The sequence below is a fragment of the Actinomadura rifamycini DSM 43936 genome, assembly GCF_000425065.1.
Classification (GTDB): Bacteria; Actinomycetota; Actinomycetes; order Streptosporangiales; family Streptosporangiaceae; genus Spirillospora; species Spirillospora rifamycini.
On record NZ_AULB01000053.1, the window covers coordinates 1 to 18612 of the forward strand.

General features: G+C 77.4%; 3 protein-coding genes. All 3 read right to left on the minus strand.

Translation table 11 applies throughout. The features are described from left to right. Positions 1 to 8105, minus strand: an 8105-nt coding sequence (locus H505_RS0132770; RefSeq protein ID WP_026405330.1) for a non-ribosomal peptide synthetase, incomplete at its 3' end; no start/stop codon positions are given. Positions 8106 to 8146: 41 nt separating this feature from the next. Beyond that, positions 8147 to 12877, minus strand: a complete 4731-nt coding sequence (locus H505_RS45890; protein WP_034521062.1) for a non-ribosomal peptide synthetase — start codon at positions 12875 to 12877, stop codon at positions 8147 to 8149. Continuing rightward, a complete protein-coding gene (locus tag H505_RS45895; protein ID WP_245592684.1) occupies positions 12874 to 18576 on the minus strand; it encodes a non-ribosomal peptide synthetase in 5703 nt (1900 codons plus the stop codon). Before H505_RS45895 ends, H505_RS45890 begins: the two co-directional genes overlap by 4 nt. Positions 18577 to 18612 lie beyond the last annotated feature (36 nt).

The following is an 18612-nucleotide window of genomic DNA, read 5'->3' on the forward strand; positions in this document are numbered from 1 at the left end:
ACACCCTTCGGCACGCCCGTCGATCCCGAGGTGTACATGACGTACGCGAGACTCTGCTCCGGGACATGGACGTTCGGGTTCTGCTCGACGGGCTCGAACGCGTCGGCGTCGGTGATGACGGTCGACACTCCGGCCTCGGCCATCACCGCCGCGATCCGGTCCTCCGGGTGCGAGACGTCCAGCGGCACGTACGCCGCGCCCGCCTTCAACACCCCGAGCAACACCGGGATCAACTCGGGCGAGCGCCGCATCCGGACGCCGACCGGCGTACCCGCCCGGCCGGCGAGCGCCCGCGCGACACCGTTGGCCCGCGCGTTCAGCTCCGCGTACGTCCACGACACACCGCCGTCCCCCGACACGACCGCCACCGCGCCCGGCGTCCGCGCCGCCTGCGCCTCGAACAGCTCCACCAGCGAACCACCCGGCAGCGGCCGCGCCGTGGCGTTCCACTCCCCCACCACCAGCCGACGCTCGGACGGCGACAGCACATCGACCTCGGAGACCCGCAGGTCCGGATCGGCCGCCACCTGCTCGAACACACGGACCAGCCGGTCGGCCAGCGCGCGAACGGTCGGCTCGTCGAACAGGTCGGCCGCGTACTGGATCGCGCCGTCGAGGCCGCCGCCGTCCCGCCGTTCGAGCAGCGACACCGACAGGTCGAACCGTGCGGCGCCCGTGCCGCCCATCGGGAGCGGGGCCACGTCGAGGCCGGGGAGCGTCCAGGAATCGCCGTCGCGGACGGCGTCCACGGCGAGCATCACCTGGAAGAGCGGGTGCCGGGACAGCGACCGCGCCGGGGCCAGTTCGTCCACGAGCCGCTCGAACGGAACGTCCTGGTGGGCGAACGCAGCGAGGTCGGTCTCCCGGACGCGCTCCAGCAGTTCGGCGAACGACGGATCGCCGCTCACGTCCGTCCGCAACACCAGCGTGTTGACGAAGAACCCGACCAGGTCCTCCAGCGCCGCGTCACCACGACCCGCCACGGCCGTCCCCACCGGGACGTCGTCACCCGCACCCACCTTCGACAGCAGCACCGCCACCGCCGCCTGCGCCACCATGAACATCGTCACGCCACGCCGCCGCGCCACATCGGCGATCCGGACATGAACGGCCGCGCCCACCTCCACCGGCACCACGCCCGCGCGGAACGACGGTGTCGCCGGGCGCGGACGGTCGGACGGCAGCGCGGTCTCCTCGGGGGCGCCCGCCAGGGCGTCGCGCCAGAAGGCGAGCTGCCCGGCGGCGAGGCCGTCCGGGGCGTCGGGGTCGCCGAGGGTCTCCCGCTGCCAGAGCGCGTAGTCGGCGTACTGGACGGGCAGCGGCCCCCAGCCGGGAGCCGCCCCCCGGACGCGGGCCGCGTAGGCCGTCGCGAGGTCGCGCGCCAGCACGTCCATGGAGATGCCGTCCACCGCGATGTGGTGGGCGACGATGACGAGGATCGCGTCGGACGGCGATCGGCGGATCAGGACGGTCCGCCAGGGCAGGTCGCGGGACAGGTCGAAGCCGCGTCCGGTCTCGGCGTCCGCGAGCCGTTCCGCGTCGGCGGCGGTGACGTCGGCGGCGTCGACGACGTCCAGCGGCGGGCAGTGCGCCGTCACCCGCTGCCGGGGGGCGCCGTCGCCGTCCGGGTAGATCGTCCGCAGGGTCTCGTGGCGGTCGGCGACGTCGCGGAGCGCCGCCCGCAGCGCCGCCTCGTCCAGGTCGCCCGACAGGCGCAGGACGGACGCCACGTTGTAGGCGGCGCGGCCGGGGGCGGCCGGGTCGCCGGGGCCGTCGAGCCGGTTCAGGAACCACATGCGCTGCTGCGCGTACGACAGCGGAACCTCGTCCGGGCGGGGACGGGCCGTCAGCGGCGCGCGCGCCGCGCCGCGCGCGCCGTCGACCGCGCGGGCGGTGGCCTCGACGGTCGGGGCGGCGAACAGCGCGCGGATGCCGATCTCGGCCCGCAGGACGGTCCGGACGCGGGCGAGGAGGCGCATCGCGAGGAGGGAGTCGCCGCCGAGGTCGAAGAAGGAGTCGCCGGCGCCGACGCGGTCGAGGCCGAGGATCTCCGCGAACAGGCCGCACAGGACGTCCTCGGTGGGGGTGCGGGGCGTCCGGTCGCCGGTGCGGGCGGCGAAGTCGGGGGCGGGCAGCGCCGCCCGGTCCAGCTTGCCGTTCACGGTGACGGGGAGGGTGCCGAGCCGGACGAACGCGGCCGGGACCATGTGCTCGGGGAGCCGTTCGGCCGCGTGGGCCCGCAGCGCCGCCTCGTCGGCGTCGCCGACGACGTACGCGACGAGCCGCTGAGCGCCGGCGTCCTCGCGGACGACGGCGGCGACCTGGGCGACGCCGGCGTGCCCGGCGAGGACGGCTTCGACCTCGCCGGGTTCGACGCGGAACCCGCGGAGCTGGACCTGCCGGTCGGCGCGGCCCAGGTGCTCCAGGGCGCCGTCCCGCCGGTACCGGGCGAGGTCTCCGGAGCGGTACATGCGCCCGCCGGTGAACGGGCACGCGACGAACCGTTCCGCCGTACGGCCGGGGCGGTGCAGGTAGCCGCGGGCGAGGCCGGGGCCGGTGACGTACAGTTCGCCGGTCACGCCGGGCGGGACGGGCCGGAGCCAGTCGTCCAGCAGGTGGACGGCCAGGTCGGGGATGGGCTCGCCGATGACCCCGCCGGGACGGGACGCGCACAGTTCGGCGTCCAGGGCGGCGCGGGTGACGTGCACGGTCGTCTCGGTGATGCCGTACATGTTGGCGAGCGCCGCGCCGGGGTGGCGGTCGTACCAGCCGGTGAGCCGTCCGGGGTCGAGGGGTTCGCCGCCGAACACGACGTGCCGGAGCGCCGCGAGGTCGGTGCCGGGCGCGCCGGCGTCGGCGGCCATGAGCTGCGCGAACGCCGACGGCGTCTGGTTGAGGACGGTGACGCGTTCGGCGGCGAGCAGGTCCAGGAACGCGTGCGGGGTGCGGGCGGTCGCGTAGGGGACGACGACGAGGCGGCCGCCGTGCAGCAGCGCGCCCCAGATCTCCCACACCGAGAAGTCGAACGCGTACGAGTGGAAGAGCGTCCACACGTCCCGCGGCCCGAACCGGAACCAGGGGCGCGTCTCCGACAGCAGCCGGACGACGGCGGCGTGCGGCACCGCCACGCCCTTCGGGCGGCCGGTGGAGCCGGACGTGTAGATGACGTAGGCGGGGTGGCCGGGGCGGAGCGGGGCGGTCCGGTCGGTGTCGGACGGCGCGGTCACGGGGCGCGCGGCGATCGTCGCGACGGTCGCCGGGTCGTCCAGCACCAGCGGCCGGGCGGTGCCCGGGATCCGCGGCGCGGTCGCGGCCTCGCACACGACCAGGGCGGGGCGGGCGTCGGCGAGGGTGTCCGCGATCCGCCCGGCGGGATGGGCGGGGTCGACGGGGACGTAGGCGGCGCCCGCCTTCAGCACGGCGAGAAGGACCGCGACGAGGTCCGCCGACCGGTCCATGACGACGCCGACGCGGGTCTCCGGCCCGGCGCCGCGCGCGATCAGCTCGTGCGCGATTCGGTTGGCGGCGGCGTCCAGGGCGCCGTAGGTGCGGGCGGTGCCCGCGCAGGTCACCGCGACCGCGTCGGGGGCGCGGGCGGCCTGCCGCGCGAACAGGTCCGGGAGCGTGGCGGCGGGCGCCGGGCGCGCCGCGGGCCGCCGGACGGCCCGCGCCCGTTCGGCGTCGTCGAGGAGGTCGACGCCGCCGACGGTGACCGCCGGGTCCGCCGCGACCTGTTCCAGGACCCGCACGAGCCGCGCCGCGAGGGCCTCCGCCGTCGCCGCGTCGAACAGATCGGCCGCGTACCGCAGGTCGCCGGTCAGCCCGGCGGGGGCGCCGTCGCCGTCGCGCCTCTCCGCGAACGTGAACGACAGGTCGAACCGGGCCGCGGTCCCGTCGCCGGGCGGCAGCGCCTCCGCCCGGACGCCGGGCGGCGTCCACGGCGCGTCGTCCCGCGGCACGTTCTGGAAGTTCAGCACGACCTGCACCAGCGGGTGCCGGGCGAGGGAGCGCGGCGGGTTGAGGTCCTCGACGAGCCGCTCGAACGGGAGGTCCTGGTGGGCGTAGGCGGCGAGGTCGGTGTCGCGGACCCGCGCGAGCAGATCGGTGAAGCCCGGGTCGCCGCTGACGTCCGTCCGCAGCACGAGGGTGTTGAGGAAGAACCCCACCAGGTCCTCCAGCGCCGGATCGCCGCGCCCCGCCACGACCGTCCCGATCGGCACGTCGGTGCCCGCGCCGGTCCGCGCCAGCAGCAGCCCGAGCGCCGCCTGCACCACCATGAACGGCGTGGCCCCGCCGCGCTGCGCCACCCCGATCAGCGCCGCGTGCGTCCGGGCGTCCACCTCGATCGGCACGGAGCCGCCGCGGAACGAGGCGGCGGACGGCCGGGGCCGGTCGGCCGGCAGCGGCAGCTCGTCCGGCAGCCCCGCCAGCGTCGCCCGCCAGTACGCGAGCTGCGCCGCGAGGACGCCGTCCGGGTCGTCCGGGTCGCCGAGAACCTCCCGCTCCCACAGGGCGAAGTCGGCGTACTGGACGGGCGGCGGCGCCCAGCCGGGCGCGCGGCCCGCGCGCCGGGCCCGGTAGGCGACGCCGAGGTCACGCAGCAGCACCCCCATCGACCAGCCGTCCACCGCGATGTGGTGCGCGACGAGCACCAGCACCGACTCCGCCGGGGACACGACGAACAGCCGCGCCCGCCACGGCGGTTCCCGGGTCAGGTCGAACCCGCGCCCCAGCTCCGCCGCGACGGCCTCCGCCAGCTCCGCTTCGCGGACCTCGGCGGGGCGCAGCCGCGGGCGGCCCGCGGGCCCGTCCAGCCGCACCTGGCGCGGCGTCCCGTCCGTCTCGGGGAACGTGGTGCGCAGGCTCTCGTGGCGGTCGGCGACGTCCCCGAGGGCCGCCTCCAGCGCCGCGACGTCGAGGTCGCCCGTCAGGCGCAGCGCGAGCGGCACGTTGTACCCGGCGCCCGCGCCCGCGGTCTCGAGCCGGTTCAGGAACCACATCCGCTGCTGCGCGTACGACAGCGGCACGACGTCGGGGCGCGTCCGGGCGGTGAGCGGCGGGCGGACCGCGCGCCCGCGCGCCGCCTCGGCCGCCCGCGCGACGTCCGCGGCGGTCGGCGCCGCGAACAGCTCCCGGATGCCGATCTCCGCGCCCAGCACCGACCGGACGCGGGCGGTCAGCCGCATCGCGAGGAGCGAGTCGCCGCCGAGGTCGAAGAACGAGACGTCCGCCCCGACCCGCTCGACGCAGAGGACCTCGGCGAACAGGCCGCACAGGACCTCCTCGGCGGGGGTCGCCGGAGGGCGGCCGCCCGTCCGCCCGGCGAGGTCCGGGGCGGGAAGGGCGGCCCGGTCGACCTTGCCGTTGCGGGTGACGGGGAGCGTGTCGAGCGGGACGAACGCGGCCGGGACCATGTACTCGGGGAGTCGGTCGGCGACGAACCCGCGCAGGTCGGTGCCGGAGGCGGTGCCGGTGACGTAGGCGACGAGCCGCTTGGTGCCGGGGTCGTCCTCTCGGGCGATGACGACGGCCTGGCGGACGTCGGGGTGGCTGGTCAGGACGGCTTCGATCTCGGCGGGCTCGATCCGGAATCCCCGGATCTTCACCTGCTCGTCGGCGCGCCCCGCGAATGCCAACCGGCCGTCGGACGTCCAGCGGGCCAGGTCACCGGTCCGGTACATGCGGCCGGTGCCGCCGAAGGGGTCGGCAACGAACCGTTCCGCCGTCAGGGCCGCGCGGCACGCATACCCGCGCGCCACACCGTACCCGGCGAGGTACAGCTCACCGGCCACACCCGGCGGAACCGGGCGTAACAACTCGTCCAGGACGTAGGCGCGGGTGTTGTCCATCGGCGTCCCGATCGGCACCGTGGACGGGACGTCGTCGGGAGACGTGAAGGCCAGGTGAGTCGCGAAGGCCGTCGACTCGGTCGGGCCGTAGGTCGTCCGGACGATGAGGTCCGGGTGGGCGTCCAGCAGGGTCCGGACGGCCGTGGAGGAGACGACGTCGCCGCCCGTGGACACCTCGCGGACACCGGCGAAGATCTCCGGGGACTGCTCGGCCAGCACACGGAACAGGCCAGCGGTCGCGTGCACGTTCGTGACGCCGTGCTCGGCGATCAGCCGTCCGCGTTCGGCGGCGTCCAGATCGCCGTCCGGCGCCACCACCAGACGACCGCCCCGCAGCAGCGGCGTCCAGATCTCGTACGTCGACGCATCGAACGCATGGTTCGCCTGCACCAGCACGCTTTCCACGACGTCGTCACGCCACGCCTCGTCCAGGCAGAACGCCACCACGTTCCCGTGCGTGACCGCCACACCCTTCGGCACACCCGTCGACCCGGACGTGTACATCACGTAAGCGAGACTCTGCGCCGAGACATGAACATTCGGGTTCTGCTCGACCGGCTCGAACTCGTCGGCGTCGGTGATGACGGTCGCCACTCCGGCCTCGGCCATCACCGCCGCGATCCGCTCCTCCGGATGTGAGACGTCCAGCGGGACGTACGCCGCGCCCGCCTTCAACACCCCCAGCAGCACCGCGATCAGCTCGGGCGAGCGCCGCATCCGGACGCCGACCGGCGCGCCCCTGCACCCGTCCAACGAACGCGCGACGCCGTTCGCCCGCGCGTTCAGCTCCGCGTACGTCCACGACACGCGACCGTCCCCCGACACGACCGCCACCGCGTCGGGCGTGCGCGCCGCCTGCGCCTCGAACAGCTCCACCAGCGAACCACCCGGCACCGGACGCCCCGTCGCGTTCCACCCCTCTACCACCAACCGGCGCTCGTCCGCCGACAGCACGTCGATCTCGGCGAGGCGGGCGCCGGGGTCGGTGGCGAAGCGGTGCAGGATCCGTACCAGCCGGTCCAGCAGCGCCCGTGCCGCGGGGCGGTCGAAAACGGTCGGCCGGTGGTCGAGGCGGAGTTCGAGGTCGTCGTCGCCGGGGCTGACGACGAGGGTGAGGGGGTAGTGGGACGCGTCGTCGCCGCCGACCTCGGTGATGTGCAGGCCGCCGGGGACGCGGGCGGCGGACGGGTCGCCCGGGAAGCTCTCGTAGACGACGAGGGTGTCGAAGGCGGCGGCGGGTCCGGCGGCGCGCTGCACTTCGGCGAGGCCGAGGTGCTGGTGGGCGAGCAGCGCCGCCTGCCGGTCCTGGAGGGCGGTGAGGGTGCCCGCGACGGTGGCCGCCGGGTCGAGGGGCACCCGGACGGGGAGCGTGTTGATGAACAGGCCGAGCATCCATTCCACGCCGGGCAGGTCGGCGGGGCGCCCCGCGGCGGTCGCGCCGAACACGACGTCGGTGCGGCCGGTGAGGGTGCCGAGCAGCAGCCCCCAGGCGGCCTGGACGGCGGTGTTCGGGGTGACGCCGAGGGCGCGGGCGGTGTCGCGGAGCCGGGTCGCGGTCGGCGCCCCGGCCCGGACGGTGACGTGGTCGGGGCGGGCGGGGGATTCGCCGGCGCGGCCGGGGACGAGCAGGGTCGGCTCGTCGAGGCCGGTGAAGGCGGCGGTCCACGCGGCGCGGGCGGCGTCGCGGTCCTGGCGGGACAGCCAGGCGAGGTAGTCGCGGTAGGGGGCGGTGGGCGGCAGGACGGACGCGTCGCCGCCCGCCGCGTACACCCGGGACAGTTCGTCGAAGAGGATCGGCAGGGACCAGCCGTCGAGCACGATGTGGTGCATCGTGACGAGCATCCGGTGGCGGGCGGCGTCCAGCCGGATCAGCGCGGGGCGCAGCAGCGGCGGGGCGGACACGTCGAAGCCGCGGTCGCGTTCCTCGGCGGCGAGCCGGGCGGCCGCGGCCTCCGCGTCGGCGGGCGGGAGGTGCGACAGGTCGGCCTCCCGCCAGGGAAGGGCGGGGGCGCGGACGATGATCTGGACGGGCGCGCCGGAGCGGCGGCGCCGGAACCCGGCGCGGAGCGCGGCGTGCCGCCGCAGCAGCGCCTCCCACGACGCGCGCAGCACGGCGGCGTCCACGGGGCCGTCCAGGTGGACGGTGTGCTGCCCGACGTAGACGTCGCGGGCGCGCTCGTCGTAGCGGGCGTGGAACAGCAGCCCCTCCTGCAGGGGCGACAGCGGCCAGACCTCGGCGAGCGCTGCGTTGTTCACCGGTGTGTCCCTCCGGGTGCTCGGGCGGTCGGCGGGGGGCGTCAGGTGGTGAGGCCCCGGCCTTCGAACTCGTCGGCGATCGCGGCGAACTCGTCCAGTTCGTCCTGGCTGAGTTCGGTGAGCGGGAAGTCGGACGGAGTGTGGCCGCCGCTGCGGGGGTCGGCGGCGTGGGCGGCGAGGCCGCGCAGCATGGCGGACCAGCCGGCGGCGAGGGCGTCCACGTCGGTCCGGTCGAGGACGCCGGCGGGGGCGACGAGGGTGAGGGCGAGGCGGGGCCCGCCGGGCGCGTCGTGGACGGCGGCGGTGGCGTCGAGGGCGTGCGCGACGGCGGTGCCGGCGGCGGCTCCGCCGTCGAGCAGTTCCCCCTGCCACGGTTCGGGGCGCGCCGCGCCGGGCGGGACGGCGGGGAGGCGGCCGAGATGCGTGAAGCCGATCTGCGGGGCGGGCAGCGCGGCGAGGACCGGGGCGGTCGCCGGGTTGAGGTGGCGCAGCATGCCGTGGCCGAGGCCGTCGCCGGGGACGGCGCGCAGCCGCTCCTTGACGCGTTTGAGCAGGATCCCGGCGGCGAGGCCGCCCGCGCGGACCTCGGCGGGGTCCACCGCGCCGGGGTCGAGCCGGACGGGGCGGGCGGCGGTGAACCAGCCGACGGTGCGGGCGACGTCGACGCCGGGCGCGATCGGGTCGCGGCCGTGCCCCTCGACGCTCACCGGCAGCCCGCCGGCGAGGGCGCCGCCGCGCGCCCGCCGCCATTCGGCGACGGCCGCGACGAGGCCCGCCAGCAGGACGTCGTCGACGGTGGCGTGGAACGCGGCGGGGACGCGGTCGAGCAGCGCGGCGGCCGTCCCGCCGGTGACGGCCGCGGACGCGGTGCGGAGCCCGGCGGCGACCGTGTCGCGGGCCGGGTCGGGGCGGCGGGCGCCGAGCACCGGGTCGGGCCCGGCGAGCAGGTCGCGCCAGGCGGGCAGCTCGTCGACGCGGGCCTGGCCCGCCGCCTGCGCGGCGAGGCGCCGCGCCCAGGCGCGGAACGGGGTCCCGGCCGGGGGGAGCGGGGCGTCCGGGTCGCGGTGGGCGGCGGCGAGGTCGGGCACCAGCACCCGCCACGACACGCCGTCCACCACGAGGTGGTGCGCGACGAGCAGCAGCCGGCCGGGTTCGCGGGGCCCGGCGTCCAGCCGGACGGCGCGCAGCATGACGCCCGCCTCGGGGTCGAGGTCGCGGGCGGCGCGCGCGGCCTCCCGTTCGGCGACGTCCCGCCACGGGACGGGCCCCGGCCCGGACACGTCGACGCGGGGGACGCGGACGGCGGCGCCGGGCGGCGGGACCGTCAGGACCCGGTCGCCCGCGGCGGTGCGGCGGAGGCGGGCCCGCAGCATGTCGTGGTGGTCGAGGACGGCGCGGACGGCGGCCTCGATCCGGTCGTGGCCGGCGTCCGGCGGGAGCGTCACGAGCATCGCCTGGCTGAGCGGGCCGGTCAGGTCGGCGCGTCCGGCCATCTCCAGCATCGCGGGCGTGAGGGGGACGTCGCCGTAGGGGCCGTCGTCGGGGTCCGGGCCGCCGGCGGTCTCGGCGGCGTCGGCGCGGCCGGCGACGCTCGCGAGGGCGGCGGGGGTGCGGTGCTCGAACACCTGCCGGGCGGACAGCGCGAGGCCCGCGCGGCGGGCCCGCGCCACCACCAGCATCGAGGTGATGGAGTCGCCGCCGAGCGCGAAGAACGAGTCCTCGGCGCCGACCGCGTCGAGGCCGAGGACGTCGGCGAACAGCCCGCACAGCAGCTCCTCGGCGGGGGTCGCGGGACCGCGCCCGGTCGCCGCCGCGGCGGCGGGGGCGGGCAGCGCCGCGCGGTCCACTTTGCCGTTCGCGGTCACCGGGATCTCGTCCAGCGGGACCACCTCGGCGGGGACCATGTACTCGGGGAGCCGCGCGGCGGCGAACGCGCGCAGCGCCGCGGGATCGGGGGCGGCGCCCGGGGCCGCGACGACGTAGCCGACGAGGCGGCGGGCGCCCGGCCGGTCCTCGCGGACCACGACCGTCGCGCGGGCGACGTCGTCGTGCGCGCCGAGCACGGACTCCACCTCGGCGGGCTCGATGCGGAACCCGCGGATCTTCACCTGGCCGTCCGCGCGGCCCGCGAACCGCAGCACCCCGTTGGCGCCCCAGCTCGCGAGGTCGCCGGTGCGGTAGACGCGCTCGCCGGGCCCGGCGTGCGGGCACGCGACGAACCGTTCGGCGGTGAGCGCGGGACGCCCGGCGTAGCCGCGCGCCACCCCGGCGCCCGCGATGTACAGCTCGCCCACCACGCCCGGCGGGACCGGGCGCAGGAACTCGTCCAGGACGTACGCGCGGGCGTTGTCCATCGGGAACCCGAGCGGCACCGCCGCGGGGACGCCCTCGCTCGCGGTGTAGGCGACCTGGGCGGTGAACGCGGTCGTCTCCGTCGGCCCGTAGGTGGTGCGCACGACGAGCCCGGGGTGGGCCTCCAGCAGCGCGCGGACGGCGGTGGCGGAGACGACGTCGCCGCCGGTCGACACCTCCCGCACGCCCGCGAACATCCACGGCGCCTGGTCGGCGAGCGCGGCGAACAGCCCGGCGGTGACGTGCACGTTCGTGACGCGGTGCGCGGCGATGAGGCGGGCACGTTCGGCGGCGTCGACGCGGCCGGGCGGCGCGACGACGAGGCGCCCGCCGTGCAGCAGCGGCGTCCAGATCTCGTAGGTGGACGCATCGAACGCGTGGTTGGCGTGCACGAGGACGCTGTCGACGACGTCGTCGCGCCACGCCTCGTCCAGGCAGAACGCGACGACGTTCGCGTGGGTGACGGCCACGCCCTTCGGCGCGCCGGTCGACCCCGACGTGTACATCACGTACGCGAGGCCCTGCGGCGGCACCCGGCGGGCCGGTCCGCGCACGTCCGGGCCGCGCACGTCCGGGCCGGGGGCGGCCGGGCCGGGGGCGGCCGGTGGCTCGGCGGCGGGGTCGAACGCGTCGGCGTCGGTGAGGACGACCGACACGCCGGCCTCCTCGATGATCGCGCGGCGGCGCCCCTCCGGGTGGGCGGGGTCCAGCGGCAGGTAGGCGGCGCCCGCCTTCAGGACGCCCAGCAGCACGGGCACCAGCTCCGCCGAGCGTTCCCGGACGACGCCGACGAGGTCGTGGGGGCGGACGCCGCGGCGGACCAGCGCGCGCGCCACCGCGTCGGCGCGGGCGTCCAGGTCGGCGTACGTCCACGTCACGTCCGTCCCGGACGCGTCGGGGCCGGCGACGGCGACCGCGCCGGGCGTCCGCGCGGCCTGCGCCTCGAACAGGTCCACGAGGGACGCGTCGGGGACGGGCCGGGCGGTGTCGTTCCACCCGTGCAGGACGGTTCGGCGCTCCTCGGGCGTCAGCACGTCCACGTCCGCGACGCGGGCGAGCGGGTCGGCGGCCGTCTGCTCCAGCACCCGCACCAGGCGGTCCAGCAGCGCCCACGCGGCGCGCTCGTCGAACAGGTCCGGCCGGTAGTCGAGCCGCAGCTCCAGCTCGTCGTCGCCGGGGGTGACCACGAGGGTGAGCGGGTAGTGGGACGCGTCCTCGCCGCCGCCCCCGCCGACGTCGAGCCCGTCGAGGCGGAGCGGCCCGTCCGGGTTCCGCGGGTAGTTCTGGTGGACGATGAGGGTGTCGAACACCGCGCCGTCCCCGGCGGCGCGGCGGATCTCCGTCAGCCCGAGGTGCTGGTGGTCGAGCAGCGCGGACTGGGCGGCCTGCAGGCGGGTCAGGGTCCCGGCGAGGGTGTCGCCGGGGGCGGCGGCGACGCGGACCGGCACGGTGTTGATGAACAGGCCGACCATGCGCTCCACGCCCGGCAGCTCCATCGGCCGCCCGGAGACGATCGCGCCGAACACGACGTCGGAACGCCCGGTGAGCTGCCCGACCAGCAGCCCCCACGCCGCCTGCGTCACCGTGTTCAGGGTGACGCCGAGGCCGCGGGCGACCCGGCGCAGCCGCGCCGCGAGGTCCCCGCCGAGCCGGGTCGCGGCGCGCGCCGGAAGCGGCGCCCCGCCCGGACCCGCGGCCGGGGCCGTGCCGGCGGCGCCGTCCGCGCCCGCGCCGTGCGCGGGCCCGACGAGGGTCGGGCCGGGCAGGCCCGCGAGCTCCCGCCGCCACGCGTCCCGGGCGGCGCCGCGGTCCCGGCCGCCCAGCCACACCAGGTAGTCCCGGAAGGACGTCACGGGCGGCAGCCCCGACGGGTCGCCGCCCGCCGCGTACACCCGCGACAGCTCCTCGAACAGCACCGGCAGCGACCAGCCGTCCATGATCAGGTGGTGCAGGGTGAGCACCATGCGGTACCGGCCGGGGCCGAGCCGCACCAGCAGCAGCCGCAGCAGCGGCGGCACCTCCGGATCGAACCGCCGGGCGCGTTCCGCGGCCGCCAGCTCGGCCGCCGCGGCCTCGGCGTCCGCCGGCGCGAGCGCCGACAGGTCCCGCTCGTCCCACGGCAGCGCCACCCCGGCGGCGACGAGCTGCACCGGGTCGCCCGTGCCGCGCCGCTGGAACCCGGCGCGCAGCACCGCGTGCCGGTCCAGCAGCGCCTGCCAGGACGCCCGCAGCACCGCCGGGTCCAGGTCGCCGGTCAGCCCGACCACGCCCTGCACGACGTACACGTCGCGGGCGCCGCCCGGCCCGTCCCCGTGCCCGGCGTCCCCGGCTTCGTAGCCGGCGTCGTAGCCGGCGTGGAACAGCAGGCCCTCCTGCAGCGGCGAAAGCGGCCACACGTCCTCGATCCGCGGCTGGCTCACTGCGCATTCCTCTCCGCGAGCTTGATCTGGAACTCGTCGATCTCGTCCTGGTCGAGCGTCACCAGCGGGAAGTCCGACGGGGTGCGGGCGGTGCCGGGCGCGGCGTCGTGCGCGGCCAGCCCGGCGAGCAGGTCCGCCCACGCCCCGGCCAGCTCGTCCAGGTCGGCCCGGTCCAGCAGCCCCACCGGGGACGCGAGCGTCAGCGTCAGCTCCGGCCCGGACGGACGGTCGAGCACCACGGCGCCCGCCTCCAGCGCGTGCAGCACCGCCATCGCGGGATCGGCGGCGCCGCCCACCGCGCCGTCCTCGACCGGCCGCCAGTGACCGTCAGCGTCCGCGGCGGTGAAGCGGCCCATGTAGTTGAACCCGATCTGGGGTTCGGGCAGGCCGGCCAGCTCCCGGGCCGCCGCGGGGTACATGCGGCGCAGCATCCCGTGCCCGAGGCCGTCGCCCGGCACCTCCCGGAGCTGCTCCTTGATCCGCTTGACGAGGGCGCCCGCCGCCGGGCCGCCCGCGCGCACGTCCGCGCCGTCCGGCTCGCCCGGGTCGAGCCGGACCGGGTGCGAGCCGGTGAACCAGCCGACCGTCCGGGTCAGGTCCGCCCCGGGCGTCAGCGGCACCCGCCCGTGACCCTCCACGTCGACGAGGACGGCGGGCGCGGCCCGGCCGCGGGCGCGCCGCCACTCGGCGACGGCGGCGGCGAGCCCGGCCAGCAGCACGTCGTCGACGCCCGCGTGGAAGGCCGCGGGGACGCGCGTCAGCAGCGCGCCCGTCACCGGCGCCGCGAGCCGCCGCTCCGTCTCGTGCAGGCCCGCGCCGATCGTGTCCCGCGCCGGGTCCAGCGGCCGGGACCCGAGCGGCGGCTCGGACACCGACCGGATCCGCCGCCACACCGGCAGCTCCCCGGCGCGCCCGGCCGCGCCCGCCGCCAGGTCCAGCGCCCAGCGGCGGAACGACGTCCCGGCGGGCTGCGGGTCCGGTGCGCGGCCCTCGGCGAGGGCGGTGCAGGCGGCGGCCAGGTCGGGCACGAGCACCCGCCACGACACACCATCCACCGCCAGGTGGTGGACGACGAGCAGCAGCCGTCCGGGCGCGTCCGGTCCCGCGTCGAACCACACGGCCTGGAGCAGGTTCCCCGCCCGCGCGTCGAGCCGGTCCACGGCCTCCCGGGACCGCCCGGCGATCGCGTCGGCGAGCGCGCGCCCGTCCAGGCCGGCGACGTCGACGCGCCGCACGCGGTCCTCCGCCCGCACCGTCCCGCGCCCCGGCACCAGCAGGCTCGGGACGCCGCCGGACGCGGGCACGTCCAGCCGGGCCCGCAGCACGTCGTGGCGGTCGAGGAGCGCCCGCACGCCGCCGGTCACCACGTCCCGCCGCAGGCCGGGCGGCACCGACAGCAGCATCGACTGGCAGAACCCGCCCGCGAGCGCCGCCGGGCCCGACCGTTCGGCGAGGTCCAGCATCACCGGGGTCAGCGGGACCCGCCCGGTCGGCTCGTCCGGCTCCGCCGCGCCGCCCGCGTCCGCGCCGGGGGCGGCGCCGACGTCGGCGGCGACCCGGGCCAGCGCCGCCGCGGTGCGCTGCTCGAAGACCTGCCGCGGGGTGAGGGCCAGCCCGTCCCGCCGCGCCCGCGCCACCACCAGCATCGACATGATCGAGTCGCCGCCGAGCGCGAAGAACGAGTCGTCCGCGCCCACCCGCTCCAGGCCGAGGACCTGCGCGAACAGCCGGCACAGCAGCTCCTCGCGCGGCCCCGCCGGGGCCCGCCCGGTGGCGAGGCCCGCGAAGTCGGGGGCGGGCAGCGCCGCCCGGTCCAGCTTCCCGTGCGCGGTCACCGGGATCGCGTCCACCTCGATCACCGCGGCCGGCGTCATGTGGTCGGGCAGCCGCGCCGCGACGTGCTCGCGCAGCGCCGCCGCGCCGGCCCCGCCCGGCGACGCCGGCACCACGTACGCGACGAGCCGCTTCACGCCGCCGTCCGTCCGGACGACCACCGCCGCGCGGTCCACGCCCGGATGCCCCGCCAGGACCGCCTCGATCTCCCCCGGCTCCACCCGGAACCCGCGGATCTTCACCTGCTCGTCGGCGCGGCCCGCGAACACCAGCTCCCCGCCGCCGGACCACCGCGCCAGGTCGCCCGTCCGGTACATCCGCTCCCCGGGACGGCCGAACGGGCACGCCGCGAACCGCTCCGCCGTCAGGACGGGGCGGCGCACGTAGCCGCGGGTCACGCCGGCGCCCGACACGTACACCTCGCCGACGACGCCGGGCGGCACCGGCCGCAGGAACCCGTCGAGCACGTGGACCCGCACGTTCGCGATCGGCCCGCCCACCGGGACCGGCTCCGGGACGCTGCCCGGGACGCCGTCCGGCGGGGCCGTCCAGCAGGTGACGTCGACCGACGCCTCGGTGGGCCCGTACTCGTTGTGGAACGCGCGGCCCGGCGCCCACCGCCGCACCAGCTCCGGCGTGCACTCCTCGCCCGCCGTCACGATCGTCCGGATGCCGCGCACCGCCGGGGACTCCGCCGCGTCCGCCAGCGACTCCAGCACCGACGGCGTGAACGTCGCCGCCGTCACCGACAGCTCCGCCAGCTCCGCCGCGAGGTCCGCCGCGCGCCGCGCCACGCACAGCGTCGCGCCGCACGTCAGCGCCCCGTAAATCTCCGACACCGACGTGTCGAACGACACCGCGGCGAACTGCAGCACCCGCTCCCCCGGCCCCCAGCCGTAGGCGTCCGCCCGCCACGTCACGTAGTTCACGACGCCCCGGTGCGGCACCGCCACGCCCTTCGGGGCGCCGGTGGACCCGGACGTGTAGATGACGTACGCGGGATGCGCGGGCCGCAGCGGCGCCGCCCGGTCCGCGTCGGCGGGCGCCGTCGCGGGGCGGGACGCCAGCGCCGCCGCCGTCGCCGGGTCGTCCCACACGATCCGGTCGGCGCCCGCCGCCCCCGCCGCGCCGGCGGTGGCGGACGTGCAGACCACCACGGCGGGACGCGCGTCCGACAGCGTGAACGCGATCCGCTCCGCCGGGTACCCCGGGTCGACCGGCACGTACGCGGCGCCCGCCTTCATCACGCCGAGCAGCACCGCGTACAGGTCCGCCGTCCGCTCCATCACGACCCCGACGAGGTCCTCCGGGCCGACGCCCCGCGCGATCAGCTCGTGCGCGACCCGGTTGGCGCGCGCGTCCAGTTCCGCGTACGTCCACTCCGTCTCGCCGTCGTCCAACGCGGCCGCGTCCGGGGTGCGGGCCACCTGCGCCTCGAACAGGTCCGGCAGCGTCCCGTCCGGGACGGGACGGCCGGTGTCGTTCCACGCGTGCAGGACCCGGCGGCGCTCGTCCCCGGTCAGCGCCTCCAGCGCCGCGACCCGCGTCGCCGGGTCGTCCGCCACCTGCGCCAGCAGCCGCGCCAGCCGCCCCGCCACCGCCCGGACGGTCTCCTCGTCGAACGCCTCGGGCCGGTACTCCAGCCGGAGCTCGGTCCCGGCGCCGGGCGCCGGCGTCACGACCAGCGTCATCGGGTAGTGCGCGGAGTCCTCGCCGCCCGCCCACGCCACGTCGCGGCCCGCGAGCCGCGGCGGGGACGCCGGGAAGTTCTGGTAGACGACGAGCGTGTCGAAGGAGGCGCCGGGCCCGGCGAGGCGCTGGATCTCCGCGAGCCCGAGATGCTGGTGCGCCATCAGCGCCGACTGCCGCTCCTGAAGCCCCGCCAGCACCTCCACCGTCGGACGCCCGGGGTCCAATTCGACCCGGACGGGCACGGTGTTGATGAACAGTCCCAGCATCCGCTCCACACCGGGAAGCTCGGCAGGACGACCCGACACCGTCGCGCCGAACACCACGTCCCGGCGACCTGCCATGACGCCCACGAGCACCGCCCACATGCCCTGGAACACCGTGTTCGGCGTGAGCCCGTGCTCCCGGGCGACGTCCTGAAGACGCGCGGCGAGGCCCGCGTCCAGGTGGGTGACGACGTGCCGTACGGGCGTGTGGACGGCCCCCGGTTCGACCGGGCCCGCCAGCGTCGGCTCGTCCGCCCCCGCCAGCTCCCGCCGCCACGCTTCCCGGGCCGCCTCCCGGTCCTGGCGGCGCAGCCACGCCAGGTAGTCGAGGTAGGGCGCCACCGGCGGCAGGACGCCGGGCCCCGCGTCGCCGCCCGCCGCGTACACCCGCGACAGCTCCCGGAACAGCAGCGGCAGCGACCAGCCGTCCAGCACGATGTGGTGCTGGGTGACCACGAGCCGGTGCCGCTCCGCGGCGAGCCGCACCAGGACGAGCCGCAGCAGCGGCGGCGCGGCCACGTCGAACCCCCGCGCCCGCTCGTCGTCCGCGATCCGCTCCGCGCGGGCCTCCGCGTCGGCGTCCGCGAGCCCCGACAGGTCGACCTCGCGCCACGGCAGCGCGAGCCCGTCCGCGACGGCCTGCACGTGCACGTCCCGTCCGTCCGGACGCAGGAACGCGACCCGCAGGTTGGCGTGCCGGTCCAGCAGCGCCTGCCACGACGCCCGCAGCACGGCGGCGTCCAGCGGGCCGGTGAACTCCAGCGAACGCTGCCACACGTAGACGTCCCCGGCGGCCCCGTCGTACCCGGCGTGGAACAGCAGTCCCTCCTGGAGGGGCGACAGCGGCCACACGTCGGCCAGCGTCGGGACGGCGGCCTGCAGTTCGTCGACCTGGTCCTGGTCCAGGTTCACGAGGGGGAAGTCGGAGGGGGTGTGCCCGCCGGCGGACGGGTCGGCGGCGTGCGCGGCCAGGCCGCCGAGCATCGCCGCCCAGCGCCCGGCCAGGTCGTCCAGCGCCGCCGCGTCCACGAGCCCGGCCGGCGCCGCGAGCGACAGCGCGAGCTCCGGCCCCCCGGGCCGGTCGAGCACGACGCCGCCCGCCTCCAGCGCGTGCCCGAACGCCATCGCCGGACCGGCGGACCCGCCCAGCGCCGCCTCCCCGGCGGGTCTCCACCCGGCACCGTCCCCGGCCGCCGCGAAGCGGCCCATGTAGTTGAAGCCGATCTGGGCGGCGGGCAGGTCCGCCAGGACCGGGGCGGTGTCCGGGTTCAGGTGCCGCAGCATCCCGTAACCGAGACCGTCGGCCGGGACGTCCCGCACCTGCTCCTTCACCCGCTTGACCAGCACCCCCGCGTCGGTTCCGCCTGCCCGCACCTGCGCCGGATCGACGCCGGACGCGTCCAGCCGAACCGGATGGGACGCCGTGAACCACCCCACCGTCCGCGACAGATCCATGCCCGGCGCCAACGCCTCACGACCGTGCCGCTCGACGTCCACCAGAAGCTGCGCGGACGCGCCCTCCCCGGACCACTCGGCCACCGCCGCCGCCAACCCCGCCAGCAGCACCTCGTCCACACCCGCGTGGAACACCACCGCGACCCGCCGCAGCAGCGCCGAGGCGACCTCGCCGGGGACGGTCACGGCGGCGCGGTTCTCACCGGCCGCGACGGTGTCCGACGCCGGATCCAGCGGGCGGTCCCCGATCAGCGGTTCGGGACGGTCGAGGACGCGCCTCCACTCGGGCAGCTCACCGACCCGCGCCCCGCTCCGCGACAGGGCCGCCAGTTCCCGCGCCCAGCGCCGGAACGACGTCCCCACCGGCTCCAAGCCGCCCGGATCGGCGTACGCCGCCGCGAGGTCGGGCAGCAGCACCCGCCACGACACGCCATCCACCACCAGGTGATGCACCACCAGCAGCAACCGCCCCGGCGCGTCCCGCCCCGCGTC